General features: G+C 70.3%; 21 protein-coding genes and 1 riboswitch. Of the genes, 11 read left to right on the forward strand and 10 right to left on the reverse strand.

What is annotated here, in order from left to right:
• Nucleotides 1–343: 343 nt before the first annotated feature.
• Entirely contained in the window at nucleotides 344–1,282 is a 939-nt protein-coding gene (locus tag R2B38_RS24185) for a M56 family metallopeptidase (protein WP_318018130.1), read from the reverse strand.
• Between the two features lie 315 nt (nucleotides 1,283–1,597).
• Nucleotides 1,598–2,812, reverse strand: coding sequence for a fumarylacetoacetase (fahA, locus tag R2B38_RS24190; RefSeq protein WP_318018131.1), 1,215 nt, complete (start codon nucleotides 2,810–2,812; stop codon nucleotides 1,598–1,600).
• A gap of 214 nt (nucleotides 2,813–3,026) precedes the next feature.
• Between fahA and R2B38_RS24195 the strand changes: the two genes are divergently transcribed.
• Both R2B38_RS24195 and R2B38_RS24200 read left to right on the forward strand, forming a co-directional pair.
• Nucleotides 3,027–4,277, forward strand: a complete 1,251-nt coding sequence (locus R2B38_RS24195; RefSeq protein WP_411978579.1) for an ATP-grasp domain-containing protein — start codon at nucleotides 3,027–3,029, stop codon at nucleotides 4,275–4,277.
• 103 nt (nucleotides 4,278–4,380) lie between these two features.
• Nucleotides 4,381–5,601: an NAD(P)-binding domain-containing protein gene (locus tag R2B38_RS24200; RefSeq protein WP_318018133.1), complete on the forward strand. Its 1,221-nt coding sequence runs from the start codon at nucleotides 4,381–4,383 to the stop codon at nucleotides 5,599–5,601.
• Nucleotides 5,602–5,615: 14 nt separating this feature from the next.
• Here the strand turns inward: R2B38_RS24200 and R2B38_RS24205 are convergent, their stop codons facing one another.
• The gene (locus R2B38_RS24205) at nucleotides 5,616–6,302 is read right to left on the reverse strand and encodes a formylglycine-generating enzyme family protein (protein WP_318018134.1); all 687 of its coding nucleotides are present in this window, start codon (nucleotides 6,300–6,302) and stop codon (nucleotides 5,616–5,618) included.
• Nucleotides 6,303–6,305: 3 nt separating this feature from the next.
• Nucleotides 6,306–7,040, reverse strand: a complete 735-nt coding sequence (locus R2B38_RS24210; RefSeq protein ID WP_318018135.1) for a hypothetical protein — start codon at nucleotides 7,038–7,040, stop codon at nucleotides 6,306–6,308.
• Nucleotides 7,041–7,147: 107 nt separating this feature from the next.
• Here R2B38_RS24210 and R2B38_RS24215 point away from each other — a divergent pair, with 107 nt between their 5' ends.
• The gene (locus R2B38_RS24215) at nucleotides 7,148–9,067 is read left to right on the forward strand and encodes a hypothetical protein (protein WP_318018136.1); all 1,920 of its coding nucleotides are present in this window, start codon (nucleotides 7,148–7,150) and stop codon (nucleotides 9,065–9,067) included.
• A 60-nt stretch (nucleotides 9,068–9,127) separates the two neighbouring features.
• The gene (locus R2B38_RS24220) at nucleotides 9,128–9,676 is read left to right on the forward strand and encodes a hypothetical protein (protein ID WP_318018137.1); all 549 of its coding nucleotides are present in this window, start codon (nucleotides 9,128–9,130) and stop codon (nucleotides 9,674–9,676) included.
• A gap of 102 nt (nucleotides 9,677–9,778) precedes the next feature.
• Here R2B38_RS24220 and R2B38_RS24225 read toward each other — a convergent pair whose 3' ends face one another.
• Nucleotides 9,779–10,936, reverse strand: a complete 1,158-nt coding sequence (locus R2B38_RS24225) for an arabinogalactan endo-1,4-beta-galactosidase (protein WP_318018138.1) — start codon at nucleotides 10,934–10,936, stop codon at nucleotides 9,779–9,781.
• Between the two features lie 65 nt (nucleotides 10,937–11,001).
• Nucleotides 11,002–13,008: a beta-galactosidase gene (locus R2B38_RS24230; RefSeq protein ID WP_318018139.1), complete on the reverse strand. Its 2,007-nt coding sequence runs from the start codon at nucleotides 13,006–13,008 to the stop codon at nucleotides 11,002–11,004.
• A 221-nt stretch (nucleotides 13,009–13,229) separates the two neighbouring features.
• On the opposite strand from R2B38_RS24230, the gene R2B38_RS24235 reads away from it, so the two are divergent.
• From R2B38_RS24235 to R2B38_RS24255, 5 genes are all read left to right on the forward strand, one after another.
• Nucleotides 13,230–14,564: an ABC transporter substrate-binding protein gene (locus tag R2B38_RS24235; RefSeq protein WP_318018140.1), complete on the forward strand. Its 1,335-nt coding sequence runs from the start codon at nucleotides 13,230–13,232 to the stop codon at nucleotides 14,562–14,564.
• Nucleotides 14,561–15,550 (forward strand): sugar ABC transporter permease, encoded by a 990-nt coding sequence (locus R2B38_RS24240; RefSeq protein ID WP_318018141.1) that lies wholly within the window; start codon nucleotides 14,561–14,563, stop codon nucleotides 15,548–15,550. Before R2B38_RS24235 ends, R2B38_RS24240 begins: the two co-directional genes overlap by 4 nt.
• Nucleotides 15,547–16,428 (forward strand): carbohydrate ABC transporter permease, encoded by an 882-nt coding sequence (locus tag R2B38_RS24245; protein ID WP_318018142.1) that lies wholly within the window; start codon nucleotides 15,547–15,549, stop codon nucleotides 16,426–16,428. Before R2B38_RS24240 ends, R2B38_RS24245 begins: the two co-directional genes overlap by 4 nt.
• Nucleotides 16,429–16,491: 63 nt before the next feature.
• Nucleotides 16,492–17,520, forward strand: a complete 1,029-nt coding sequence (locus R2B38_RS24250; RefSeq protein ID WP_318018143.1) for a LacI family DNA-binding transcriptional regulator — start codon at nucleotides 16,492–16,494, stop codon at nucleotides 17,518–17,520.
• A 106-nt stretch (nucleotides 17,521–17,626) separates the two neighbouring features.
• Nucleotides 17,627–18,442, forward strand: a complete 816-nt coding sequence (locus tag R2B38_RS24255) for an HAD family hydrolase (protein WP_318018144.1) — start codon at nucleotides 17,627–17,629, stop codon at nucleotides 18,440–18,442.
• A 78-nt stretch (nucleotides 18,443–18,520) separates the two neighbouring features.
• On the opposite strand, the gene R2B38_RS24260 is transcribed toward R2B38_RS24255, so the two are convergent.
• The 3 genes from R2B38_RS24260 to R2B38_RS24270 all read right to left on the reverse strand — a co-directional run bounded on the left by R2B38_RS24260 (nucleotide 18,521) and on the right by R2B38_RS24270 (nucleotide 22,943).
• Complete coding sequence (locus tag R2B38_RS24260) at nucleotides 18,521–18,988, reverse strand: transglycosylase SLT domain-containing protein (RefSeq protein ID WP_318018145.1); 468 nt, start codon at nucleotides 18,986–18,988, stop codon at nucleotides 18,521–18,523.
• A 5-nt stretch (nucleotides 18,989–18,993) separates the two neighbouring features.
• Nucleotides 18,994–19,195, reverse strand: a riboswitch (cyclic di-AMP (ydaO/yuaA leader).
• Between the two features lie 231 nt (nucleotides 19,196–19,426).
• Nucleotides 19,427–21,421 carry a CocE/NonD family hydrolase gene (locus R2B38_RS24265; RefSeq protein WP_318018146.1) on the reverse strand — a complete coding sequence of 665 codons (1,995 nt, stop codon included), beginning with the start codon at nucleotides 21,419–21,421 and terminating at the stop codon, nucleotides 19,427–19,429.
• A gap of 16 nt (nucleotides 21,422–21,437) precedes the next feature.
• Nucleotides 21,438–22,943, reverse strand: coding sequence for a peptide MFS transporter (locus tag R2B38_RS24270; protein WP_318018147.1), 1,506 nt, complete (start codon nucleotides 22,941–22,943; stop codon nucleotides 21,438–21,440).
• A gap of 204 nt (nucleotides 22,944–23,147) precedes the next feature.
• Between R2B38_RS24270 and R2B38_RS24275 the strand changes: the two genes are divergently transcribed.
• A complete protein-coding gene (locus R2B38_RS24275) occupies nucleotides 23,148–24,158 on the forward strand; it encodes a polyprenyl synthetase family protein (protein WP_318018148.1) in 1,011 nt (336 codons plus the stop codon).
• Nucleotides 24,159–24,164: 6 nt separating this feature from the next.
• Here R2B38_RS24275 and R2B38_RS24280 read toward each other — a convergent pair whose 3' ends face one another.
• The gene (locus R2B38_RS24280) at nucleotides 24,165–24,704 is read right to left on the reverse strand and encodes a hypothetical protein (RefSeq protein ID WP_318018149.1); all 540 of its coding nucleotides are present in this window, start codon (nucleotides 24,702–24,704) and stop codon (nucleotides 24,165–24,167) included.
• Between the two features lie 374 nt (nucleotides 24,705–25,078).
• On the opposite strand from R2B38_RS24280, the gene R2B38_RS24285 reads away from it, so the two are divergent.
• Entirely contained in the window at nucleotides 25,079–26,293 is a 1,215-nt protein-coding gene (locus tag R2B38_RS24285; protein ID WP_318018150.1) for a LolA family protein, read from the forward strand.
• The last annotated feature ends 3 nt before the right edge of the window (nucleotides 26,294–26,296 follow it).

Consider the following 26,296-nt stretch of genomic DNA (forward strand, 5'->3'; position numbering starts at 1 on the left):
TTCTGAGCCCAGGGCCGTCGGCTCAGGGGTGTGAGCTGGGGGCCGTGAGCCGGGGTCTCTCTGCTCAGGGTCCTCGGCCCAGGGCTCGTCTGCCCAAGATCCTCAGCCCGGGTCTTCGGCTCGGGTCCTCAGCCCGGGCCCTCTGCCCAGGTTCCTGAGCCCGGGCCCTCTGCCCAGGTTCCTGAGCCCGGGCCCTCTGCCCAGGTTCCTGAGCCCGGGCCCTCTGCCCAGGTTCCTGAGCCCGGGCCCTCTGCCCAGGTTCCTCAGCCCGGGCCCTCTGCCCAGGTTCCTCAGCCCAGGTCCCCAACTCGGGCCCTCAGCCGGGGTCCCCAGTCCACGGTCCTCAGCTCAACGCCGTAAGCCCCGGTGCGAACACGATCAGCAAGGGCAGCAGTGGGACCAGGGTCGCCACCGTCGTCGTCAGGGCCCGGTGGCGGCGGCCGAGTCGGGGGCGGGGGTCCAGGAGGCGGTTGACGCGTTCGCCGAGGAGGCGGTGGCTGGAGGCGCAGGAGAGGACGCCTCGGTGGTTGTTGAGCTCGATGAGGGCCAACGCCGTGGTCAGGTGGCCGCATTGGCGGGAGGCCGTGTCGTCGGCGGCCAGTTCGACCAGGCGGTGGGTCTGGTCGCAGAAGTGGGCGAACAGGGGGACGTGCGGGAAGCCGGAGGCCAGCGCCGTCGACAGGTGCAGGAGCCAGTCGTGGTGGGCGCGGGCGTGGCCGCGTTCGTGGGTGAGGACCGCGTCGAGCTGGTGGCCGGTGAGGCGGTGCAACGCGCCCGTGGTGACGACGAGTTGGGGCGGATGGCCGGGCATCCACCAGGCGTCCGGGTACTCGTCCTCCAGGACGAGGAGGGGGCCGCGTGCCGGGGGCAGCCCGGCCGGCAGGTCGGGGGCGCGTTCGCGGAGGTGGGCGCGGGCCTGGCCCCGGCGGCGGCGGGCCTCGGCGAGTTCGCGGGCCAGCATCGCGGTGGTCCAGGCGGCGCCGCAGGCGAGTGACAGCGTGAGGGCGACCGCCCAGGCGGGGGCGGCGGAGAGGTCGTAGGCCGCGGTGACGGCCGGGGGAGCGGGGGCGAAGACATGATCACGGACGGTGTGGAAGACGGCGGCCGCGCCCAGGACCAGGGCGGCCAGACAGCACAGCAGGACCGTGGCGACCAGGCACTGCCACACCCACAGGCCGATCACGGGCTCCCGTTCGGGCCACACCGCCCGGGTCAGAGCGCGCGGAGCCGGCACGGCGGCCGAGAGGGCGACGACGCTCAGCAGGAGCAGGCAGACAGTCATGCCACGGGCTCCGGATCCTGGTCGACGGAAGTAACAGGGGGAACAGAGGGTGCGGGTGCGGCTGTACCCGAGGGCGGGTCCACGGCATGTGTGCCGCCCGCCGTCAGTATGACTGCACGGGCGGCTGGAGTCAGGAGTACGGAGACCACCGGACTCATCTCACCCACCGGCCCCGCCGCCCCTCGCGTCTCAGTCCCGCGCCACGATCCGCCTGCCGGCCCTGCCGGCCCTGCCAGCCCTGCCGGCCCCGCCGGCCCCGCCGGGCTGATCCGCAGCGGCTCGCCCCGTTCCGTCGGCCCCGTCGGCCCTGCCGCCTCAGTCCCGCGGCACGATCCTGCCGGTGACCTCGCCGAGGCCCACGCGCGTGCCGTCCGCGCCCGGGGCCCACGCCGACAGGGTCACGACATCGCCGTCCTCCAGGAACGTCCGCTTGCCGTCCGGGAGTTCGAGGGCGTCGCGGCCGTTCCAGGTCAGTTCCAGCAGGGAACCCCGCTCGCGTTCCGTCGGGCCGCTGACCGTGCCGGAGCCGTAGAGGTCGCCGGTGCGCAGGGAGGCGCCGTTGGCCGTCATCTGGGCGAGTTGCTGGGCGGCGGTCCAGTACATGGTGGAGAACGGCGGCTCGGAGACCGGGTGGCCGTTGATCACGACGCTGATGCGGAGGTCGTAGCCGCCGGGTTCCTCGGCCGAGTCGTCCAGGTAGGGGAGGAGGTCGTGGGTGCGCTCCGGCGGGGTTGCCCGCGACTCCTCCAGCGCGTCCAGCGGGGTGATCCACGCCGACACCGAGGTGGCGAAGGACTTGCCGAGGAACGGGCCGAGGGGGACGTACTCCCAGGCCTGGATGTCGCGGGCCGACCAGTCGTTGAGGAGGCACAGGCCGAAGACGTGTTCGCGGAAGTCGGCGAGCGGCACCGGGCTGCCCATCGCCGACGGCGCGCCGACCACGAAGCCGACCTCCGCCTCGATGTCCAGGCGGACCGACGGGCCGAAGACCGGCGCGGGGTCGGCCGGGGCCTTGCGCTGGCCGGACGGGCGTACGACATCCGTGCCCGAGACCACGACCGTGCCGGCGCGGCCGTGGTAACCGATCGGCAGGTGCTTCCAGTTGGGGGTCAGGGAGTCGGGGGCGTCCGGGCGGAAGATGCGGCCGACGTTCCGGGCGTGGTTCTCCGAGGCGTAGAAGTCGACGTAGTCCGCGACCTCGAAGGGGAGGTGCAGGGTCACCGCGGAGAGCGGGTGGAAGTACGGGGCGATCGTGTCCTGGTGGGACGGGACCGTCACCCACGCGGTCAGTGCGCGGCGGACGTCCGACCAGGCCGTGTGGCCCGCCGCGAGCAGCGGGTTGAGGGTGGGGTGCGCGAGGAGGGAGACGTACGGCGAGCCGAGCGCCTCCGCCGCCGCGCCCGCGTCGAGGACGTGGTCGCCGAGGCGGACGCCCACGGTCCGTTCGTCCGAGCCGAGGGGCGAGAAGACGCCGTAGGGAAGATTGTGCGGGCCGAAGGGGTCGCCCTCGGGAAGATCGAAGGGGGGCATGGGTGCTGCCTCACTCTCGTACGTACTCGCATGTGGCCGCGCCACACGTTACGGGTGAGTTGCGCGAACCGGCAGTGTCTAAAGAGTTCGCAATGTCCGAAAAGGCCTTGTCGGAAGCGGCAATTCCGGCTTAGCGTCCTTTGGGGGACATGGACGGGGTGGGTCCGGTCCGTAGGGGGGACACGTGGGGGGACCCGTGGCCAAGCGCTTCAGTGTGCCTTTCGAGGCCGACCGCGAAGTGCCGGGCCTGATCGTGAAGTTCGGCGACTATCCGCTGCATCACGGTGGGGTGGGCGCGATCCGGAGTCTGGGGCGCCTCGGCGTGCCGATGTATGCGATCACGGAGGACCGTTACACACCCGCGGCCGCGTCCCGTTATCTGGAGCGCGCGTTCGTGTGGCCGACGACCGGCACGGAGGAACCCGGGCGGCTGGTGGAGGGCCTGCTGCGCGTCGGGCGCCGCATCGGCCGGCCCGCCGTCCTCATCCCCACCGACGAGGAGGCCGCCGTCCTGATCGCCGAGCACCAGGACGCGCTCGGCTCCCGCTTCCTCTTCCCGCGGGTGGAACCGAAGTTGCCGCGTCGCCTCGCGAGCAAGCAGGGCCTGCACGAACTCTGCGTGGAGCACGGCATCCCCAGCCCCGCGGCGGCGTTCCCGCAGTCGTACGACGACATCGTCGAGTTCGCCGAGAAGGCCCGCTTCCCGCTGGTGGCCAAGAACAGGGAGGCGTTCGTACGGCGCTCCCGGCCGGCGGTGAACGGGACGACGAGGATCGCGACCCGCGAGGGGCTGCTCAGGCTGGCCCGGGACTGGGGCGAGCACCCCGGGGTGATCCTCCAGGAGTACCTGCCGAGGGAGGAGGCCGAGGACTGGATCGTGCACGCGTACTTCGACCAGGACTCGACCCCGCTGGCCCTGTTCACCGGCGTGAAGGTGCGCTCCTGGCCGCCGCACGCGGGCATGACGGCACATGCATACGTGGTCGACAATCCGGAACTCGCGGACATCGCCGCACGTTTCATCAAACAGATCGGCTTCACCGGCATCATCGACCTCGACCTGCGCTTCGACCGGCGCGACGGCCAGTACAAACTGCTCGACTTCAACCCCCGCATGGGCGCCCAGTTCCGGCTCTTCGAGAACGAGTCGGGGGTGGACGTCGTCCGCGCCATGCACCTCGACCTGACCGGCCGCGCCGTCCCGGAGGGGGAACAGCGCGCCGGCCACCGGTACATCGTGGAGAACATCGACCTGCCCGCCCTCCTCGCCTACCGCCGCAGCGGCTATACGACGCCGCACGCACCGGCGCGGGCGAGCGGGACGGAGCTGGCCTGGCTCGCGGGTGACGACCTGCGGCCGTTCTTCACGATGCTGGCCCGCTTCGTGCGGCCGGGCGCGAAGCACCTGTATCAGCTGTGGCGCACCAACCGGCGCGGCAGCGGTACCAGTAGCGGCAAGCAGTAACTCCGGCAGCGAGCAAGTAGCGAGCAAGCAGCGCAAGGGGCACGCGAGTTCGAGCAGCGGCCCCGGCACGAAGTGACGAATTGACGTCCTGGGGAGGGACTTCGTGATTCAACCGGTAGCAGTCATCGGCGCCGGGCCGTTCGGCCTGTCCACCGCCGCGCATCTGCGGGCACGCGGCATTCCGGTCCGTGTCTTCGGCGAGCCCATGGTCAGCTGGCGTGACCACATGCCCGCCGGGATGCTCCTGAAGTCGACCCCCGCCGCCTCCAGCATCGACGCCCCGCAGCCCGGCCACACCCTCGTCGACTACTGCGACGCGGCCGGCATCCCCCGCCTGGTCACCGACGAGGACATCATCCCCGTGGAGACCTTCATCGCCTACGGCGAGTGGTTCCAGCAGAAGCTGGTGCCCGAGCTGGAGCGGGTACGGGTCGTCTCCGTCGACCGGAAGACCGGCGGCGGCTTCGAACTCAAGCTGGACTCGGGGGAGTTGTTCACGGCGCGGGCGGTGGTGGTCGCGACCGGGCTGTACGGCCTGGCCCACCTCCCGCCGGAGCTGGCCGCGGCGGCGGTCGACGGGCCCGCGCCCACCGCTCCCGTCTCGCACAGTTCGCAGCACCACGACCTGAGCGGGTTCAAGGGCAAGGAGCTGATCGTCGTCGGCGCGGGTCAATCCGCCCTGGAGACCGCGGTGTTGGCGGCCGAGGCGGGCGCGAACGTGCGGATCGTCTCGCGGGGGCGGGGGAAGGTGGCCTTCGGTGCGGCGCCGTGGCAGCAGCCGAAGCTGCGCCCCGAGTCGCCGTTCGGGCGGGCGTGGTCGCTGTGGGCGCTGAGTTACTACCCCCAGCCGTACCGCCACCTCCCCGAGCAGACCCGGCACTACCTGGTCCGTCGGGTGCTCGGGCCGCTCGGGGCGTGGTGGCTGCGCGAGCGGTTCGAGGGGAAGGTGCAGGTCAGCGAGGTCGAGCGGATCGTACAGGCCGAGGCGGGCGGGGGCGCGGGCGCGGCGGACGGCGGGCCGGTGCTCACCGTCGCGACGCCGGGCGGAGGCACACAGCACCTCACCGCCGACCACGTCATCGCCGCGACCGGGTACCGGGTCGACATCGCGGCGATGGACTTCCTCGGGCACGAGCTGCGCACCCAGCTGGCGGTGAGCCGGGGTACGCCGAAACTCGGCGCCGGGTATGTGTCGTCCGTGCCGGGCGTCTACTTCACGGGGCTGCCGTCGGCGTCGTCGTACGGGCCGGTGATGCGGTTCGTGTGCGGGACGGAGTTCGCGTCGCCGAGGCTGGCGAAGCATCTGGCGGCCGCGCACGGGTAGTTGGTGACCGGCGCTCAGCTCGTCGCGGAGCGGGCGACGCGGAAGCCGACGTCGTCCACGCGGAAGGTGGGGTGGCTTCGGCGGCGCACGGAGGTGCGGCAGCTCCAGTGCTCGTCGAACCAGCCGCCGCCGCGCAGGACGCGGTACGTGCCGTAGACCTCGGGGTCGTAGAGGTCCCAGCACCATTCCCACACGTTGCCCAGCATGTCGTGCAGGCCCCAGGGGTTGGGGAGTCGGCCGCCCGGCTCGTGGGGTCGCTCGCCGGAGTTGCCCCGGTGCCAGGCGATGTCGTCGAGGGGGCCGTAGCGCGGGCCGCTCGTCCCCGCCCGGCACGCGTACTCCCACTCGGCTTCGGTGGGGAGGCGGTAGCCGTCGGCGGAGGGGTCGCGCAGGACGGGTTCGCCCTGGGCGTCGAATCCGTACGCCGGGGTCAACTCCTCCTGCTGGGAAAGGGAGTTGCAGAAGAGGACCGCGTCCCGCCACGACACGGTCTCCACGGGGAGGCGGCCGTCGCCCTGCGCGGTGCTGGGCCGATCACCGGTGACTTGGGCGTACTGCGCCTGCGTGACCGGGAGGGTGCCGAGGTGGAAGGGGGCGAGGTCGACCGTCCAACTGCGTTGTGTGCGGCGGTCGGTGAGGGTGACCTGGCCGGGTGGGATGGGGGTGAGGCCGATGTGCGGGGTCTGCGGGGGCGTGCCCATGGGTTACGTCAGCTCCGTGAGCATCGGGTGTAGGCGGGTGGCGAGTTCGGGGTCGGAGCGGTCGAGTTCCGCTGCGGTGGCTGTGATTGTCGCGGTGAGCGCGCGGCGGAGTTCCGGTTCCGTGAGGGAGCGGATCAGGGTGGATTCCAGTGGGGTCGTGACCTCGTCCGGTAGCAGGTGGGCGCCCTTCGAGTAGGCGGTCGGGAGGCCCAGGCGTAGGCAGGCCAGGGTGATCACTTGGTCGCGCAGGACGTTGATCCAGTGTGCGGCCTGCCAACCGCGGCCCCGTTCAAGGCAGATGCGGGCGTGCAGGGCGTGGTGCCAGGCGTAGCCGATCAGGGTGTCGCGGTCGGGGGCGGCGAACGGCGGCTGTTCGTGTGGGGTGCCGAAGAGGGTTCGCCACGCTGGACCCCGGGCGCCGAACTCCGGCTCCGGGGCGAAGGTGAGATCCAGCTCCACCCAGCCCGGCAGCAGGAAGACCCGGATGACGCTCGTGCCGCCGACGCCGAGGTCCCAGTGGTGCCGGGCGCCCAACTCGTCGTAGATCCACGCGGTCCAGCCTTGCACGGCCTGGTCCACTTCCCCGCGTACGGCCAGGACGAGGTCCGTGTCCGACCAGCGGTCGTCCGTGTCGGTGGCGAGTGAGCCGGTGTGGGCGAGGCCGACGACGGAGGGGTCGGCCTCGGCGTGGGCGAGGAGTCGGGCGCGGGTGCGGTCGCGTCGGTCGGGGGTGAACATGTCTCGATGATGTGGTCCGGGCGCGCGTTTCGCGAAGGCGGGTGAGGGCCGGTCGGGCCCGGTCCGAGGGCCTTGTCCCACCGCGAGCCGGCGGGGATCATGACCGCGTGTCACAGCAAGGGAAACTCCACGAACTGCTCGCACGCGTCGGACTCACGGTCGTCGAGGACGTGTACCCGGGCAGCCTGTTCCCGCCGGAGGCCGGCTGGCGGATCCTGCGAGGGATCGCGGCGCCGGACGGCGCGGCCCGGGAAGCGCTCGACGCCGCGTGGTGGCGCCGTCTCGCGGATGCCGACGGCGAGTTCCTGGTGGCCGTCTTCGGACATCGGATCGGCGGCAACGACTCCTGGTGGACCCGGGTCCGGCACACCGGCGGCGGTGTGCCGGGGCTGACCGGCGACCCCGGGTTCGTGGCGCTCTCCCTCGACGGGCAGGTGCTGCTGGCGGAGGTGCCCGGCGCGGACGGGCCTCGGGCGACGGCCCTCGACCGGCTGCCGGAGCGGCTGGAGGAGGCGGCCGAGACCGCCGGGCGCGAGACGGAGGCCGAGCGGGCCGAGGTGTGGGCGGCGGTGCCCGGCCGGCCGGCCCGGCCCCTGCACTGGGCGGAGGGCATCGGGTCCAACCCGGCCGCGCCGGACGAGCTGCTGATCCGGCTGCTCGACGTGGAGACGGGCTTCCTGCACGGCTGTGACCGGCCCGCCGTACTCGACGCCGCCGTGGCGCACCCCGACCCGCAGGTGCGCGCACGGCCCGCCGACACCTTCCGGCCCAAGCTCACCCCCGATCAGTGGCTCACCATGGTCCGCGCCGAACCGTCGCCGAGCCGGCGCGTGTTCTGGGCCGGGACGGCCCGCGCCTGGGGCGTCGAACTCCCCGAGGCTCTCTACGACGACCTCCTCGCCGGCCCGACCCGCGCCGAGGCCGCCGACCTCCCCGGGCTCCCCGCGCACCACCTCCCCGGCCTCGCGGCCGACGCCGATCCCCGGGTCCGGGTGGCCGCCTGCGCCCGCTGGGCGGACCTCGCCGTGCCGCTGCGGGCCCGCCTGCTGGCCGACACCGACGACGCGGTGCGTACGGCGGCGCTGCTCGCCCGCCACGTCGACGTCCCCATGCCCCGGGACGTGTTCGCCGCGCTGCCCGAGCCCCGGCGCGCGCTCGAACAGTGCAGTCTCGGGCCCGAGTTGGAGGCGGAGCTGGTCCGGGACGAGGACGCGGAGGTACGCCGAGCGCTGGCCGCCAACCCGCGGCTCGGCGCGCACGGCGTCGCCGTCCTGGCGGAGGACCCGAACGGCGACATCCGCTCGGCGGTGGCACTGCGGCCCGATCTCGACGAGGAGCAACGTGCAGCGGTGCGCCACGAGTTCGACCCGAAGCTGATGTCGCACACCCTGCCCTGGGTCAAGGACCTGCACGGTGATGCCGACGCGATGCGCCGCCTCGCCGAGTCGTCCCATCCGCTCGTCCGCCGCAGCGTGGCCCGGGCCCGGCGTCTTCCCCCGGACGTCGTGGAGCGGCTGGCGCGGGACGAGGACCGGACGGTCCGCCTGTTCCTCACGGAATCGTGCGACGACGCGCCGGCCGAGCTGCTGTTGGAGGTCTGGCGCTGGTGGGACGGCAGCTTCTCCCACCCCGACCGCCCCCGCAGCCACCCCAACTTCCCCCGCACGGGCCTGCTGCGCTACGCCGACGACCCCGCCGGTCGGATGCGCCGCCTGGTCCTGGACGATCCGGAGTCCACGCCCGCCGACGTCGCCCGTCTCGCCCGCGACCCGGAACCCGAGGTGCGGCGCCGCGCGGCCGAGGATCCCCGGCTGTCCCCGGCCGACGCGGTACGGCTCCTGAACGACCCGGAGGCGTATATCCGCAACACCGCGATACGCAATCCGCGGTTGCCGTCCCGCGTTCTCGCCGGGCTGCTGCACACCCGCGAGACGGCATGCGTGGCGGTCACCAATCCGTCGATACCGGTGCCCGTCCTCGACCGCATGCTGGCCGTGGCGGCGGAGGCCGTGGCAGCGCGGCGCTGAGTATCGCTCGTTGTATCGCTGTATCGCTCGTTGTCAGTGGGGCAGGGCATGATCCGGTGAATGCGCTACACGACGTGGACTTCGGATCGCATGTTCGTCGCCTACAGCCAGTACTACCTTCAGGGCGACGAATTTCTCAGTGTGTACGACGACGCCGACACGGTCAGGCGGATCCATGCGGGGAACAGCCTGGCGGCAGGGGGCCCGGAACACCTCACGGTGCGGTCGGGCACGCACACCGGTTTCATACGCCTGACCACCCGGCAGTGCGCGGACGAACCCCCGCTGCCGGGTGAGGAGTGGGAGACCGTGGTCGACGTGAGCATCTGCAGCACGAGCGGCATGCTGCGGCTGTTCCAGTGGGCCGGTGAGGTCCAGCGGGACGCCGGGAACTTCGCGGTGGGCGGGGCGGGTTGGTATCGCGTCCGGGTCCAGACGCGTGGACGCGATGAAGGCGACGCGCACGAAGGTGACACCCCGGTGGAGGAGCACGTCCTCAGCGTGTGGCCGGCGCCGCCTGCACCCGACACCGTCCACCGTGCGAACGACGCGTTCGCCCGCACGCACTATGACCCAACCCGGCCTGCCGGCCAGCCTGTTCAGCCCTGAGCCGCTCCGGCTCGCTCCGGCTCACCTCGGCTCGCTCCGGCTCGCCCCGGCTCGCTGTGGACACTCGCCCCGTGCCCTCCGCCGTACGACCGTGCAGCGGTACTACGACCGGTAGCGGCCCAGCGTCCTCAACCCCGGCAGCGCCTTGTCGTCGAAGTCGAACAGGGCGAGGTTCTCCCACGCGTTGCCCGAGGTCGGGTCGGTCGGGTCCCAGCCGTCACCGGCCCGGTACGTCCAGACGCCTTCCCAATAGCAGTAGCCCAGGCCCTTGTCGCCGGGAACGTTCGCCATCAGGTCGGCCACCGTGCGGAGCCACGCCGCCTGGCCGGCCGGGGTCGCCGGGTAGCCCGCCGTCAGCTGCGAGGGGTCGTACATGATGTCGTTCGTCGCGTCCTCGCTCTCCAGCGTGAACGGGTACGCCGTCTCCGCGATCAGCACCGGCTTGTCGTAACGGGCCGCGAGATCCGCCAAGTTGGCCGCCGCGGCCTCCGGGGCGCCGTGCCAGAACGGGTAGTACGACTGGGCGATGATGTCGAAGTCGACGCCGTCGGCGACCACGTTGTCGTACCACCAGCGGGACGTGCCGTTGTCGCCGCCGGAGGCGATGTGGAGCATCGTGCGGATACGCGGGGTGGTGTCGCGGGCGGCGTTCAGGCCGGCCTTCAGGAACGTCGTCAGGTTGCCCCAACCCCCGCCGTCGTCACCCCAGTTCTTGCCGGTGGGCCAGAGCAGCCCGCCGTTGATCTCGTTGCCGATCTGGACCAGGTCCGCCGGGGTGCCCTGGCGGCGCAGCGCACCCAGGACGTCGGCCGTGTGGTCGTAGACCGCGCGCGTCAGGCCCGCCACGTCCAGGTCCGCCCAGGCCGCCGGCTTGGCCTGGTGGGACGGGTCGGCCCAGGTGTCGGAGTAGTGGAAGTCGACCCAGATGCCGATCCCCGCCCGGCGCAACCGCTTCGCCAACGGCAGGATGTGCTTCTTGTTGTTGTAACCGTCGGCCGGGTTCACCCACACCTTGAGGCGCGCGTGCGTCACACCCGCGTCGGCCAGGATGCGGATCGGGTCGTCCCGGCGGCCGTCAGCCCGGCGGTAAACCGCCCCGTGCGCCTCGTCCTTGGGGAGCGACGAGATGTCCATCCCCCGGATCTCCAGCCGGCGCCGGTCCGACCCGCCCCCGGTACTCGCCACGGCCGGTGCCGCGCCCAACACCGGCACCGCGAGTGCCGCCGCCCCCGCCGCCGTAAGAACACTGCGTCTGCGCATCACGAAGTTTCCCTTCACTGACAGAAAGAAGTAGGAGTAACTGAGTTCCACAACACGGGAGTTGATCAGCGCGGGGTGTGGAAGACCTCCACCCCGCCCGCCGGTACCGCCGCCCGGCTCCCGTCCGGCAGCACCACCTTCACCTCGCCCCCGGTGTGGTTCACCGCGAAGCGGAACGTCCCCGACTCGCCCTCCCGTACGACGAGTTCGACATCGCGCGGCAGATCGACCGGCGTGATCCCCGCGTCCGCGAGGGCGAGGTCGACGACGGCGGCCAGGTCGGCGCCCGTCAACCGCGTCGCCAAGTACCAGGAGGCTCCCGACCCCAGCGCGTACCGGGTCAGCGCGGGCCCACCCGCCGTACGCCCATCGGCGAACACCGCGACCGTCTCGCAACCCGCACCCGGAACCACGACCTCGGACCACAGATCCGCCTCGTACGACGCCCCGTCCGCCCCCCGGACCGACACCACCTCACCCGGCAGCAGCGGATCGAACTCCTCGACGGTCAGCCCGAGTACATCCCGCAACGCCCCCGGATACGCGCCCGGATGCAACGTGTCGTTCTCGTCGACGATCCCGGAGAAGAAGGAGACCAGCAGGGTTCCGCCCCGCGAGACGTACCGTTCCAGGTCCGCCCCCACTCCGGCCGGCGCCGCGTACAACTGCGGTACCACCAGCAGCGGATACCGCTCCGGGTCCAGGTCGCCGAGCCCCGTCGGCGGCACGAAGTCCACCGTCAAGTGCCGGTCGTACAGGGCCTCGTAGAACGAGTCCAACCGTTCCCGCGCGTCCAGGTCCTGGCTCGGCCGCCACTCCAGGCTCTGCGCCCACCAGGAGTCCCAGGACCACACCATCGCCACGTCACCCCGGGTCCGCGTGCCCCGCAGACCGGCCCGGCTCAACTCCCCGACCCTGCGGCCGAGTTCGGTCACCTCGCGCCAACCCCGGTTGTCCGTACCGGAGTTCGCCAGCATCGCGGTGTGGAACTTCTCCGCGCCCGACTGCGACTGCCGCCACTGGAAGAACATCGCGCCCTCGGAACCGCGCGCCACGTGCCCGAGTGAGTTCCGCGCCATCTCACCGGGACGCTTCGCGGGGTTGTACGGCTGCCAGTTGACCCCGGACGTGGCGTGCTCCAGCAGCAGCCACGGACCCCCGCCCGCCACCGAACGCGTCAAGTCGGCGGCCAGCGCCAGGTTCACGTGCGTACGGCGGCCGTCCGTCATCAGGTAGTGGTCGTTGGTGACGAGGTCGACCTCCTTGGCCCAAGCCCAGTAGTCGACGCCCTGGCCCTGGCTCGGCGCGACCATGAAGTTGGTGGTGACGGGGACCCCGGGGGAGAGGCGGTGCAGGATGTCGCGCTCGGCACAGAAGTTGGCGCGGGCCTGGGCGTCGGCGAAGCGGCGGTAGTCGAGTTGCTGGGTGGGATTGCATACGGAAGGGGTGGCCCGGGGCGGAGTGATCTCCTCCCAGTCGCCGTACTGCTGGCCCCAAAACGCCGTTCCCCAGGCCTGGTTGAGGGCGTCGAGCGTGCCGTGGCGCACGCGCAGCCAGTCGCGGAAAGCCGCCGCGCAAACGTCGCAGTAGCAGGCGAGCACCGGGGCGCCGTACTCGTTGTGGACGTGCCACAGGACCACCGCCGGGTGGCTGCCGTAGCGCTCGGCGAGCGCCGTGGTGATCGTGGCCGCCGCCGCCCGGTACTCGGGGTTCGAGTGGCATATCGCGCCCCGCGAGCCGAAGGCCAGGCGCACGCCTTCGCGCGTCACCGGGAGCGCGTCGGGGTGCGCGCGGTAGAACCACGCCGGCGGTACGACCGTCGGCGTGCCGAGGTTCACGGCGATGCCCGCCCCGTGCAGCAGGCCCATCACCGTGTCGAGCCACTCCCAGTCGTACTCGCCCGGGCGCGGTTCCAGCCGGGCCCAGGAGAAGACGCCGAGCGAGACCGCCGTGACCCCGGCCTCCCGCATCAGCCGTACGTCCTCCTCCCAGACCTCCCGCGGCCACTGCTCGGGGTTGTAGTCACCTCCGAAGGCGAGCGGCAGACGGTCGTGGGGGGCGGGGGACGGCATGGGTTCACTCCCGGGGATCGGAGGGAAAAGTCAGGTGTTTCTGTGATCGTGCACATGGATGGTTGCGACGTCCATCCGTCAGCAACAAGTAGGTAACCCCACGGTTCATCCATTGACAAGGGTCCGAAACAATTCTCTACTGTGCACGGTCACAGAGCCGTGCGGGGCATGCGGGACCTCCGATGGGACATCGGGGACCGGCTCGCACTCAGTCAGGGGAGATGAACATGTCGATCTACCGCCACCAGTTGAGCAGGCGCGGCATCCTTGCCGGGGCAGCAGCCATCGGCCTCACCGGCACCCTCGCCGCCTGCGGCGGTTCCGACGACGACTCCGGCAAGAGCAGCGGGCCGGTGAAGCTGACCTACTGGGCCTGGGCGCCGAACATGGAGAAGGTCGCCGCGATCTGGAACAAGAAGAACCCGGACATCACGGTCACCGTCTCCAAGCAGGCCGCCGGCAAGGACATCGTCTCCAAGCTGATCACCGCGAAGAAGGCGGGCAACGCCCCCGACCTCATCCAGGTCGAGTACCAGTCGCTGCCGACGCTGGTCTCGAACGACGTCCTCGCGGACATCTCGAAGTACGCCAAGTCCGCCAAGTCCCAGTTCGCCGAGGGCCTTTGGGGCATGGTCACGCTCGGCACGGACGCGGTGTACGCGATACCGCAGGACTCCGGGCCGCTGATGTTCTTCTACCGCGAGGACCTGTTCAAGCAGCACGACCTGACGGTCCCCGCCACCTGGGACGACTTCGCCAAGACCGCCCGCGCCGCCAAGAAGGCACTCCCGAACGCCTACTTGACGACGTTCTCCTCCAACGACCCCGGATTGTTCGCGGGGTTGGCGCAGCAGGCCGGTGCCAAGTGGTGGACCGTGGAGAGCGGCGGCAAGTGGACCGTCGGCATCGACGACGCGGCCACGAAGAAGGTCACCGACTTCTGGGGCGGTCTCGTCCAGGAGGGCGTGATCGACAACCAGCCGATGTACACGCCGGCTTGGAACAACGCGCTGAACAAGGGCACCAACATCGCCTGGGTCTCCGCCGTGTGGGCGCCCGGTGTGCTCGTCAGCTCGGCCCCCGACACCAAGGGCAAGTGGCGCATGGCGCCGCTGCCGCAGTGGAGCGCGGGCGAGGACGTCACCGGCAGCTGGGGCGGCTCCTCCACCGGCGTCTCCACCGACTCCAAGCACGCCGAGGCCGCGGCCAAGTTCGCCACCTGGCTGAACACCGACCCGGAGGCGCTCGCCGCCCTGGTCAAGGAGGTCTCCATCTACCCGGCGGCCACCAAGGGCCAGTCCGGCTCGGTGCTCACCACCCCGGAGTTCTTCTCGAACCAGTCCGACTTCTACGACACGGCCGCCAAGATCGCCGCGACCACGGCCGCGTCCGCCTGGGGCCCGAACGTCCAGGTCGCCTACGACACCTTCAGCGACGCGTTCGGCAAGGCCACCAAGGCGAAGAAGGCGGCGCAGTTCGACACCGCGCTCGCGACCATGCAGTCGTCGACCTTCACCGACATGAAGAAGCAGGGCTTCAAGGTGACCGAGGCATGACCAGCACTCCGCTCAAGGGCTCCGACCGGCTCGCGGCCGGGCCCTTGGCGGACGGCACCGCCACACCCGTCCGCCCCCGCCGCCTCCGTCGCCGTGGCCGCAGCGCGCCGTACTGGTTCCTCGTACCGGCCGTGCTCCTGTTCGCCGCCTTCACCGTCGTACCGATCGGGTACGCGGTGTGGCTCAGTCTCCACAAGGTCCAGGTCAAGGGCATCGGCCTCGGCAAGGGCGCCCGTCAGCAGGTCTGGAACGGCATCGGCAACTACACCGACGTCCTGAACGACTCCGAGTTCGGCCACAGCGTCCTGCGCGCCTTCGGCTACGGCCTGATCGTCATCCCCACGATGCTCGGTCTGGCGCTGGTCTTCGCGCTGATGCTGGACACCCCGCGGGCGCGCAGCGCCAAGTTCGCGCGCCTCGCGATCTTCCTGCCGTACGCCGTGCCCGGCATCATCGCGGCCCTGATGTGGGGCTTCCTCTACCTCCCGACGGTCAGCCCCTTCTACTACTTGCTCCGCGAGTTCAATCTCCCGCAGCCGGACCTGTTCGACGGCGGCAACCTGTACCTCTCCTTCGCGAACATCGCGGTGTGGGGCGGCACGGGCTTCAACATGATCGTCATCTACACCGCCCTGCGCTCGATCCCGCAGGAGATCTACGAGGCCGCCCGCATCGACGGCGCGTCCGACCTGAAGATCGCCCTGCGGATCAAGATCCCGATCGTGCTGCCCTCCCTCGTGCTCACGTTCTTCTTCTCCGTCATCGCCACGCTCCAGGTCTTCACCGAGCCCATGGCCCTCAAGCCGCTGACCAACGGCCTCTCCAGTTCCTGGAGTCCGCTGATGGCCATCTACGACGCCGCCTTCCTCAGGTCGGACATCTACGGCGCCTCCGCCACCGCCGTGGTGCTGGCCCTGGCGACCTTCGCGCTCTCCTTCACGCTGCTGCGCGTCTCCGACCGCTACACCCGGGAGGACCGGGCATGACCCCCCTCACCCTCACCGCCACCGACGCCCGCCCGGGCCTGAGCAAGCCGAAGCGCACGGCGTGGGTGCCGACCCTCGTCCTGATCCTCGGCTCCCTGTACTGCCTGATCCCCGTGGTCTGGGTGGTCATCGCGGCCAGCAAGGGCCGCGGCGAACTCTTCTCCACGTTCACCTTCGCCCCCGGCTCCGGCTTCGCCGACAACTTCAAGGAGCTGAGTTCCTACCGCGACGGCATCTACTGGCAGTGGATGGCCAACTCCCTCTTCTACGCGGGCTTCGGCGCGCTGCTCTCCGCCGCGGTCTCGGCCGCCGGCGGCTACGCACTGGGCCGATTCGCCTTCAGGGGACGGGAGTTCGTCTTCAAGCTGATGCTGGCCGGCGTCCTGGTCCCGAGCATCGTGCTGACAGTCCCCCAGTACCTCCTCCTGTCGAAGATGGGCCTGGCCGACTCGTACTGGTCGATGCTCCTCCCGTCGATCCTCTCCCCCTACGGCGTCTACCTCGTCCGTATCTACGCGGCCGCGTCCGTCCCCAACGAACTCCTCGAAGCGGCCCGTATGGACGGCGCGAGCGAGTGGCGGATCTTCTCGCGGATCGCGGTGCCGATGATGATGCCGGGCCTCATCACGGTGTTCCTGTTCCAGTTCGTCGGCATCTGGAACAACTTCCTGCTGCCGTTCGTGATGCTCGCGGACGACACCAAGTTCCCGATCACACTGGGCCTTTACACCCTGCTCAACCAGGGCGCCTCCCAACCGGCGCTCTACACCCTGGTCATCATGGGCTGCTTCCTCGCGATCCTGCCGCTGATCGCACTGTTCCTGGTGATCCAGCGGTTCTGGTCCCTGGACCTCCTGAGCGGATCGGTCAAGGCTTGAGGCAATTAGTGAGCTGAGCGCAGTGCCTCCCCCCACCGCACCTGAACCGGCAGAACGAGGACCATGACCACCAGTCCGAACGGACGCCGCAAACCGCCCACCATCCACGACGTGGCCCGGGAGGCAGGGGTCTCCCGGGGGACCGTCTCACGGTTCCTGAACGGCGGTCACTACGTCTCGCCCGCCGCGCGCACCGCCGTGGAGACGGCGATCAGGAAGACGGGCTACGTCGTCAACCGGCACGCCCGTTCCCTGAGCACCGGGCGCTCGGACTCGGTGGCGTTCCTCCTCACCGAGCCGCAGGAGAAGTTCTTCGAGGACCCCAACTTCAATGTCCTGCTGCGGGGTTGCACCGAACACCTGGCCCGCCACGACATCCCGCTCCTGCTGATGCTGGCCTCGTCGAAGGACGAACGCCGCCGCCTGACCCGGTACATCACCTCGGGCCACGTGGACGGCGTCCTCCTCGTCTCCAACCACAGCGGAGACCCGGTCGCGGCCGAACTCCGGGACGCGGGAATCCCGTTGGTGGCCTGCGGCAAGCCGCTGGGAACGGCCTCCAAATACAGCTACGTGGCCGCAGCCGACCGCGACGGCGCCCAGGAGATGGTCCGCCACCTCATCGCCGGCGGCCGCCGCCGCATCGGCATGGTCACCGGCCCGCTCGACGCACCGGGCGGCCCCGACCGCCTGGCGGGTTACAGGGACGTCCTCACCGAGGCAGGCCTCCCGCACGACCCGACCCTCGTCGTGGAGGGCGACTACCGCCGCACGGGCGGCGAGGAAGCGGCCCGACGCCTCCTCGCCCAGGCCCCGGACATAGACGCGGTCTTCGTGGCGTCCGACCTGATGGCCCTCGGGGTGGTCAACACCCTTCAGCAGTGCGGCCGTTCGGTCCCGGATGACATCGCTGTCGGAGGCTTCGACGACTCGGCGGCGGCCACGTCCATCACCCCGGCCCTGACGACCATGCGCCAGCCCTACGACCGCATCAGCGCCGAGATGGTGAGGATGCTCCTCGCCCAGATCGCCGGCGAGGACACGGCGGGCGTGATTCTGCCTACGGAACTGGTGGTACGGGAGTCGGCATAACGGTCGTCATTGTCAAACCAACCGGAACTCGGGTCAACGCATGTGAAGGCAGCAGCCGTCCGGTTCGTGTCGAGTCGGTGGGGCGTTCCATCCGTATTCTCTGATCATGGCCGCACCCCTCGCATATGCACTGATCGCCACCGACCTGGACGGAACGCTGCTGCGCGGCGACGACACACTCTCCGACCGGTCCCGCGCCGTACTGCGGCGGGTGGCGGAGGCCGGCGCCCGGCACCTCGTCGTCACCGGCAGGCCGGCCCCGAGGGTGCGACCGCTGCTCGAAGACCTCGGCTCCAGGGGGCTCGCGGTGTGCGGACAGGGCGCGCAGTTGTACGACGCCGGCGCGGACCGTCTGCTCTGGTCGGTCACCCTGGACCGGGAGTTGGCGGAGACCGCGCTCGGCAAGATCGAGGCGGAGGTGGGCCAGGTGTACGCGGCGGTGGACCAGGACGGCGTGGACGGCCTCACCCTGATCGAGCCCGGCTACTTGATGCCGCACCCCACGCTCCCGGCGGTACGGGTGGGCCGACGGGACGACCTCTGGTGCGAACCCATCAGCAAGGTGTTGCTCCGTCACCCGGCCCTGGAGGACGACGAGTTGGCCTCCACGGCCCGCTCGGTGGTCGGTTCCCTGGCCTCGGTCACCATGTCGGGCCCCGGCACCGTCGAACTCCAGCCACTCGGCATCACCAAGGCGACGGGACTGGCCCTGGCGGCCCGCCACTTGGGCCTGACCCCGTCCGACACCATCGCCTTCGGCGACATGCCGAACGACATCCCCATGTTCGACTGGGCAGCACACGGAGTGGCGATGGCCAACGCCCACCCCGAACTCAAGGCAGTCGCGGACGAGGTGACGTCGTCGAACGAGGACGACGGAATCGCCCTGGTACTCGAAAGACTCCTCAGCGAGGGCTTTTAGGGGCGCGGGGAACTGCGCGACCAGCCACGACGGCGGTGTCACTCAAAACACAACCAGTCGTGGCTGATCCAACAGTTTCTAGTAAGCCCCGTAAACGTTGTCGATAGACCCGTACACCGCCGCCGCGTAGTTACAAGCAGCCGTGATGTTCGCAACCGGGTCATACGGATCAAACGAAGTCCCGGCAACGTGATACGCGTTGAACGTCGGGTCGATCACCTGAAGCAACCCCTTCGACGGCGTACCGGCCGCCGCGTTGGAGTCCCAGTTGTTGATCGCGTACGGGTTACCGGAAGACTCACGGATCACATTCCGGTAGATCCCGTTGTACGTACCCGGAATCCCCTTCTGCGCCATGATCGCGAGCGACTCCCGGATCCACCCGTCCAGGGTGTTGGAGTACCCGGCGGTGGTGGTCGAGGCGGTGGTGGCCGCGGACGCGGTGGTCGCCCCGACGACAGGCAGCGCGAGGATCGCGACACCGGTACCGGCGATGGCGACACGGCGGACGAGGCGGGCGCGGCGGGACTGAGCGGTTGCAGGCATGACGAGGTTCCTCTCCGTCGCCTGCGAGGTGAGCTGTCGGGTTCGGGCTGGGAGGTGCCCGGCCAGGCCCTTGCGGACGTGACTTAACCCCAAGCCGTTCCGGTCGAGACGACCGGCCCGGCGACTTACCTGGTTCCCCCGCTCCTGCCGTGCGAGAAGTTCGTGACTGGGATGCCGGGCGGCGGCAGGATTCGGCGTTCCGCTCGACAGGCCGGGAAACTATGCGAGAGCACATGTCCGGAACAAGTGGCGGAATCACACCTAACCCCTATTGACCTTGGTCTGAGGCGTATGGGGCACTTGATCCTTTGCGCGAGCCAAGGGTCAACTGTCAAATGCCGTAAGGGAAAACGCGGGCAGACCAGGACACAGGTCACGCACAGAAACGCGTGACCCAACTCACGGGAGGATTAAGAACGGCAAATCGGGCATTCGCCCTCAACTGGCAGTTCTCGGAATCCTTTTCTCCCAAGTGCGGTGGAAGATCACTTCTCCACCCTCGGTGCAGATCACCTCGTTTGAGGTAAGAAAGTCCGTTTCGTCGCAAGTAATCTCCGACCGCGTACGCACGCTCGTGTCCCACCCCAGCTCCGGCCGGTGCAGCCGGATCGACCACTCCGAGAGGGTGCGCGCGGACAAGGGGTCGGACTCGTCGATCGTGTACGTCTCCAACGCGTCCTCGGTGAACTCCAACCCGTCCGGATACACGCGCGTGCCGCCGTACCGAGGGTCGACTTCGAGCCGCCACTCACCCTTCGCCACATCCCGCAGGACCAGCCGCTCGGGCCGCGGTTCGTCCAGCGTGGCCGGGTAGTTGACCCCGAGCGGCTCGGCTTCCTCCGGCTCCTCGAACCGAATATCCTCCGACAACTCCTGCTCCCGAACCGGGAGTTCGAGCGCACTCCCCTCCGGGTCCAGCGTGAACCCCGCCGAAGACTCCGGCTGCGGCCAGATCCACGGCCAGTACGCCGACGACACCGCGAGCCGGATCCGATGCCCCGGCGGAAACGCGTGCCCGATGCCGTTCAGCTCGAAGGTCACGTCCTCGGTGGCCCCGGGGGTCCACGGCACCGCCCGGTCCCGCCCGTGCCGCGCCGACAGGTTGAGCACGCCCCGGGTGACCAGGGTCGACGAACCGTCCGGGGCGACATCGCAGAGCCGGGCGATCACCTGCCCGCGCGGTACCTCACACGTCAGCCGCAGCCGTACCCGCGGCCGCCCCAGCACCCACGTCTCGGCCGGTACCTCGAACTCGAAGCAGGCCGACCGCGCGTCCTCGTCCCGCTGGTCCGGCGGCAGATCGGCGTCGTTGCCGAAGGGGAAGAAACGGCCCGCGTCCACACCGGTGTGCATGGGGGAGCGGACCAGGACAGGGGCGCCCCGGAGGCCGTACGTCGTCGTCTTCACGTGCGGCGAGGGCCACGCGGGTTCGCCGACCCAACGGCCCGGGAGGGTGTCGTAGACCGTGGCCGGGGGGTGGGAGTCGCTGACGTAGGCCCGTAGGAGGGGGTCCGACATGACTCCCGTGTCGATGCCCTTGAGGTGCTGGTCCCACCAGCGGAGGGTCTCCTGGAGGAAGCCGATCGCGGGGCCGGGCGGGAGGCCGCGGTCCGGGTACTGGTGGGACCAGGGGCCGATCAGGCCGCGTACGCGGTCCGCCGGGAGGTGTTCGACGAGCCGGAGGACCGTGTCGCGGTACGGGTCGTGCCAGCCGCCGACCGCGAGGACGGCCGCGTCGATCGCGCCGTAGTCCTCGCAGACGCTGCCGTGCTTCCAGTAGTCGTCGCGGAGCTGGTGGGCGAGCCAGGTGTGGATGAACGGGTCGATCTGTTCGAGGCGTTTGAGCCACAGGTCGCGCCAGACCAGGCCCGCGTACTCGGGGTCCGGCGGGCGGGCGACGAAGGCGAGCATGGTGGCCGCCCAGGCGTGCAGGTCGACGGCGAGGGCCGAACCGCCCATGTAGTGCACGTCGTTGTCGTAGCGGTCGTCGGTGGAGCAGACGGTGACGATCGCCTTCAGGGGCTCCGGTGCGAGGGCGGCGATCTGGAGGGAGTTGAAGCCGCCCCAGGAGATGCCGAACATGCCGATCCTGCCGGTGCACCAGGGCTGCGCGGCAAGCCAGTTGACGACTTCCACGCCGTCGGCGAGTTCCTGGGCGTCGTACTCGTCGCCGGGGGCACCCTCACTGTTGCCGTGCCCGCGTACGTCGACCCGGACGGAGGCGTAGCCGTGGCCCGCGTACCAGGGGTGGCGCTGGGCGTCCCGGGGCGCGGTCCAGTCGGTCAGGCGGTACGGGAGGTATTCGAGGAGCGCGGGGACGGGTTCGTCCGTCACCGGGCGCCACACGCGCGCGTAGAGGCGTGTTCCGTCGGGCATCGGGATGCGGATGTCCTCGTGGGTCGTCTCGTGGGGGAAGGACGTACGGATGCGCATGAGGGACCCCGCAGGTTCAGTGGACCGGGTGCATGGTGCGGCGCAGCCACGGCGCGGCGGCCATCACCGCGAGGCCCGCGGCCACCGCGATCGCGCCGTTGACGCCGAAGTAGGCCGGCTTGGAGACGTCGTCGTAGAGCTTCACCGTCTGGGCCTGGATGCCGTTCGCGAGGGCGAGGGACAGGAACCAGAGGGACATGGTCTGGCTGGAGAAGGCGGCCGGGGCGAGCTTCGTGGTGGCCGACATGCCGGAGGTCTCCAGGAGGATGTCGCCGAGCCCGAGCAGGAAGTACGAGCCGACGATCCACCAGGCGGACATGCGGTAGGCGTCGCCGCTGTGCCCGCTGGTCGGCAGGACCATCAGCAGGAAGGAGAGGCCGCCGAGCACGACGCCGATCGCGATCTTGTTGGAGGCGTGCGGCTGGCGGCGGCCCATGCGGACCCAGAGCGCGGCGACCACGGGCGCGAGCCCGACCTCGAAGGCGCCGAGCGCGCTCGCGTACCAGCTGGCGGGGAAGTCGAAGCCGAGGATGGTGGTCTCGGCGTTCGACGCGGCCAGCAGCATCATCGTCGAATAGGCCTGGAAGAGAATGAAGTTGAAGACCGTGGAGGCCAGGAACAGCACGATGTACGGGCGCAGGCGGCCGCGTTCCTCGGGGGTCACGCGCGGGCTCGTGAACATCACCGTGAAGAACACGACGGGCGCGACGACCGAGATGACGGTGAGCAGGTCGACGAAGCGGCCCATCGTGAGCCAGCCGGCGAGGGCCAGGCAGGTCGCGAGCACGGCGGCCGCCAGGATGCCTACGACGATCAGCTTCACCGCGCGGCGCAGCGCGTCCGGCGCGAGCGCGAACTCCGCGGTGTTCCTGCGACCGGCCAGGTGACGGCGGCCCGCGACGTACTGGATGAGCCCGAAGGTCATGCCGACCGCGGCCGCCGAGAAACCCCAGTGCCAGCCCTTGTGGTCGCCGAGCCAGCCGGTGATCAGCGGGCCCGCGAAGGCACCGATGTTGATCGCCATGTAGTAGAGCGCGAAACCGGCGTCCCGGCGCTCGTCGGCGGTGCGGTAGAGCTTGCCGACCATGGTGGCCACGTTGGGCTTGAGCAGGCCGGTGCCGGCACTGATCAGGCCGAGGCCGACCCAGGTCATCGTGGGGGTGGGGACCGCCATCGCGTAGTGCCCGCAGGCGATCAGGATGCCGCCCCACAGCACCGCGCGGTACGAGCCGAGGATGCGGTCCGCGAGCCAGCCGCCCGCGACCGAGACGAGATAGACCAGCGTTCCGTAGGCTGCCGACACGGACGCGGCCGTTCCGGACGACATGCCCATGCCGCCGTGCGCGACGGTATCCGCGAAGTAGAGGACGAGGATGGCCTGCATGCCGAGGAACGAGAACCGCTCCCAGACCTCGAGCCCGGAGAGCGTGAGCAGGCCCCTGGGCTGGCCGAAGAAGGCGTGGTCGTCCTCGGGGGGCGGTTCGTTGTCGGGCTGGGCTTCGAGCGCGGTTCGAGACACCATCCACTACTTCCGCGTAAGTCGATAGATATCCGTTCTTATCAGGTGATCAAAAACATACCGGTCGTGATCCGATACCGCCCGTGCTGGACGGGTGGGCGGCATGGGTGATCGAAAGCTGACCGGATACGCTGACTTGAGTGATGCCAGCGACCTATCGACAAACCGTGTGACCGCCCAGGGACACCAGCAGACAGGAGACCCCTCGTGACCGTCGTCGGGCCGTTCGGGCTGAGCGTGCGGGACCAGGCTCTGGAAGCCGATGTCCAGGCCGGATTGACGGCCGTCGAGGAGGGTCTGCTCGAAGCCACCAAGAGCGAGGTCCCCTTCATCACGGAGGCCGCCCAGCACCTCGTGCGCGCGGGCGGGAAGCGGTTCCGGCCGCTCCTCGTGATGCTCGCCGCGCAGTTCGGCGATCCGTACGCGCCGGGTGTCGTGCCCTCGGCCGTGGTCGTCGAGCTGACCCACCTCGCCACGCTGTACCACGACGACGTCATGGACGAGGCGACCGTACGGCGCGGGGTGGAGAGCGCCAACGTCCGCTGGGGCAACTCGGTCGCGGTCCTCACCGGCGACTTCCTGTTCGCGCGCGCGTCGCACACCCTGGCCGACCTCGGCCCCGAGGCGGTGCGGGTGCAGGCCGAGGCGTTCGAACGGCTGGTCACCGGCCAGATCCTGGAGACCGCGGGACCCTCCGACGGGCGCGACCCGGTCGAGCACTACCTCGACGTGCTCGGCGGCAAGACCGGCTCCCTGGTCGCGGTCGCGTGCCGCTTCGGCGCGATGATGTCCGGCTGCGACGACACGGTCGTGGACGTCCTCACCCAGTACGGCGAGCGCCTCGGCGTCGCCTTCCAGCTCGCCGACGACGTCCTGGACATCGCCTCCGACGGGGAGGAGTCCGGCAAGACCCCGGGCACGGACCTGCGCGAGGGCATCCCCACGCTGCCGGTGCTGCTGCTCCGCGAGCGGGCGGAGCGCCTCGGTCTCGCCGAGGACATCGCCCTGTGCGAGCTGCTCGACTCCGACCTCACGGACGACGCCCGGCACGCCGAGGCCCTCGCCCGGCTCCGCGTCCACCCGGCCCTGGAGCAGGCCCGCCGCGACACCGTCCGCTACGTGGAGGACGCCCGCGCGGCGCTCGCTCCGCTCCCCGAGTGCGACGCCAAGGTCGCCCTGCTGGAGATGTGCGACGCGGTGGTGCACCGGGCGGGCTGAGGCCCGTCAGTAGCCGCTGCCTCCCGTGCTCGTGCCGGAGGCGGCGGTCATGGCCTTCGCTCCGGTGGGTGTCACGGCCCACCAGGTGCCGTCCACGCCCTGGCCGTGGGCCTCCTTGGGCTTGTCGTCCTTGGCGTAGCGGTAGAGGGGCCAGCCGGCGAGCGTGAGCTGTGAGGCTCCGCCGGAGCGCTTCGCCGTGGAGACGAGGCTCTTGTCGATGCCCTTGACGGTGATGGAGCCCTTGGCGGTCGCGGCGGGCCAGACGACCGCGCAGGTGCCGTAGCAGCTGATCCTCGTCGGGTGGGCGGAGTCCGCGTCGAAGCGGTAGAGGACGTACCCCTTGCTGTCGGTCACGACGGTGCCGACCTTGGCGACCTTGGCGGTCATGAGGGTCGTCCCGGTGGTGGCCGCGGCCGGCATGGCGGCGGAGCCGCTGCTGCCGCCGGTTCCGTTGCTGCCGCTGCTTCCGCAGCCGGCGAGTGTGAGGGTCAGGATCGCGGCGCCCGTGGCCGCGTATCCGGTGAGGTGATGGGTGGTGGCGTGCATGGCGACCCCTTTGGTCGATGCGGTGTGGTGCCACCCATAAGTACGGATTCGCGCCGTTTATTACTCGATGCGATGCGATGCGATGCGTGTGACGTGGAGGGGATCGGGGGTGCGGTCGTCCTGGCCTGTCCCGGTCAACTGCCGTGCGCGGGCGGCGTCTTCCCCCTAGGGGTTCGGGGAGGCGCCGCCTCCGGGTGTCATACCGCAGGAGTACGTGGAGTTGCCTCCCGGGTCTGACGCTTATCTCTCGCCGATTTGGTCAGATGGAGAACACGGAAAACACCACTCCTCACCGATTCGGGTGAGAATGGCGGCTCAGGGTGGGACGAGTACAGAACGGGTTGGCCGCCGCCGACGACGGAGGTAAGGCAGACATGGCACCGTACGAAACCGACGACAGCACGGACACCGGAGAGCGCGACGAGCTCCGGGCCGGGCGGCGCAGGGCGGCGCGGTACATCGTCCCGGTCACCGTGGTGGGGGTGGCGGCCGCGACCATCGGACTGGTCCCGGCGCTCGCCGACTCCGGCGACCCGAACCTTCCGAAGGTCACCGCCGAGCAGCTCATCAACAAGATCGCCAAGTCGGACGTCCAGCAGCTGTCCGGCACGGTGAAGATCAGCACGGACCTCGGCCTGCCCGACCTCGGCGGCCTGGAGAGCGGCATGCTCTCCGGCGCCACGAAGTCCGGCGACGGCTCCTCCGCCGACCCGACCACCAAGCTCACCGAGCTGGCGACCGGTACCCACACCCTGCGCGTCGCGGCCGACGGCCCCGACAAGCAGAAGGTGTCGCTCCTGGAGAACGCGGCGGAGTACAGCCTCATCCACAACGGCAAGGACGTCTGGGGCTACGACAGCAAGACGAACGAGGTCTTCCACGGCACGACGGCCGCCGACGCGTCGAAGAGCGACGAGACCCGGGCCACGCCCAAGGGCCTCACCGACGAGGCGCTGAAGTCGGTCGACGACACGACGTCCGTCACGGTCGACGGCACGGAGCATGTTGCCGGGCGGGACGCCTACAAGCTGCTGATCAAGCCCAAGCAGACCGGTACGACGGTCGGCACGATCAGCGTCGCGGTGGACGCGAAGACCGGTCTGCCGCTCAAGTTCACGCTCACCCCGGCGAGCGGCGGCGCGGCTGTCGTCGATGTCGGCTTCACTCAGCTCAGCCTTGCCAAGCCGGCCGCCTCGACCTTCGACTTCAAGACGCCCAAGGGCGCGAAGGTCACCACGGAGGACAGCGCGAGCAAGGCGGCTCCGGCGCCGGATCACTCCGGCAAGGCCGGCAAGTCCGACAAGGGCCTCGGCAAGGGCGCCGACGAGCCCACGGTCATCGGCAAGGGCTGGAACTCCATCGCCGTCTTCGAGACCGGCGGCCAGGGTGTTCCGAGCGGCTCCTCGTCCGGCGGCGGTGACCTCGGTGGGTTCCTGAACTCGCTCGGTGACCAGGTGAAGGGCGACTTCGGCAAGGGGACGGTGTTCTCGACCCGGCTGGTCAATGCCCTGATCACGGACGACGGCAAGGTGTATGTCGGGGCTGTCACCAAGAGCGCGCTGGTCAAGGCCGCGGACGCGGCCAAGTAAGTT

Origin of the sequence: Streptomyces sp. N50 (assembly GCF_033335955.1) — a bacterium.
Taxonomy (GTDB): Bacteria; Actinomycetota; Actinomycetes; order Streptomycetales; family Streptomycetaceae; genus Streptomyces.

Excerpts from the sequence above, each read along its gene's own strand:
- R2B38_RS24240 (WP_318018141.1), top strand. The coding sequence starts at position 14,561 with ATGACCAGCACTCCGCTCAAGGGCTCCGACCGGCTCGCGGCCGGGCCC.
- R2B38_RS24205 (WP_318018134.1), bottom strand. The coding sequence starts at position 6,302 with ATGGGCACGCCCCCGCAGACCCCGCACATCGGCCTCACCCCCATCCCA.
- R2B38_RS24230 (WP_318018139.1), bottom strand. The coding sequence starts at position 13,008 with ATGCCGTCCCCCGCCCCCCACGACCGTCTGCCGCTCGCCTTCGGAGGT.
- R2B38_RS24185 (WP_318018130.1), bottom strand. The coding sequence starts at position 1,282 with ATGACTGTCTGCCTGCTCCTGCTGAGCGTCGTCGCCCTCTCGGCCGCC.
- R2B38_RS24270 (WP_318018147.1), bottom strand. The coding sequence starts at position 22,943 with ATGGTGTCTCGAACCGCGCTCGAAGCCCAGCCCGACAACGAACCGCCC.
- fahA (WP_318018131.1), bottom strand. The coding sequence starts at position 2,812 with ATGCCCCCCTTCGATCTTCCCGAGGGCGACCCCTTCGGCCCGCACAAT.
- R2B38_RS24280 (WP_318018149.1), bottom strand. The coding sequence starts at position 24,704 with ATGCACGCCACCACCCATCACCTCACCGGATACGCGGCCACGGGCGCC.
- R2B38_RS24210 (WP_318018135.1), bottom strand. The coding sequence starts at position 7,040 with ATGTTCACCCCCGACCGACGCGACCGCACCCGCGCCCGACTCCTCGCC.
- R2B38_RS24255 (WP_318018144.1), top strand. The coding sequence starts at position 17,627 with ATGGCCGCACCCCTCGCATATGCACTGATCGCCACCGACCTGGACGGA.
- R2B38_RS24245 (WP_318018142.1), top strand. The coding sequence starts at position 15,547 with ATGACCCCCCTCACCCTCACCGCCACCGACGCCCGCCCGGGCCTGAGC.
- R2B38_RS24265 (WP_318018146.1), bottom strand. The coding sequence starts at position 21,421 with ATGCGCATCCGTACGTCCTTCCCCCACGAGACGACCCACGAGGACATC.
- R2B38_RS24220 (WP_318018137.1), top strand. The coding sequence starts at position 9,128 with ATGCGCTACACGACGTGGACTTCGGATCGCATGTTCGTCGCCTACAGC.
- R2B38_RS24260 (WP_318018145.1), bottom strand. The coding sequence starts at position 18,988 with ATGCCTGCAACCGCTCAGTCCCGCCGCGCCCGCCTCGTCCGCCGTGTC.
- R2B38_RS24250 (WP_318018143.1), top strand. The coding sequence starts at position 16,492 with ATGACCACCAGTCCGAACGGACGCCGCAAACCGCCCACCATCCACGAC.
- R2B38_RS24235 (WP_318018140.1), top strand. The coding sequence starts at position 13,230 with ATGAACATGTCGATCTACCGCCACCAGTTGAGCAGGCGCGGCATCCTT.
- R2B38_RS24285 (WP_318018150.1), top strand. The coding sequence starts at position 25,079 with ATGGCACCGTACGAAACCGACGACAGCACGGACACCGGAGAGCGCGAC.
- R2B38_RS24225 (WP_318018138.1), bottom strand. The coding sequence starts at position 10,936 with ATGCGCAGACGCAGTGTTCTTACGGCGGCGGGGGCGGCGGCACTCGCG.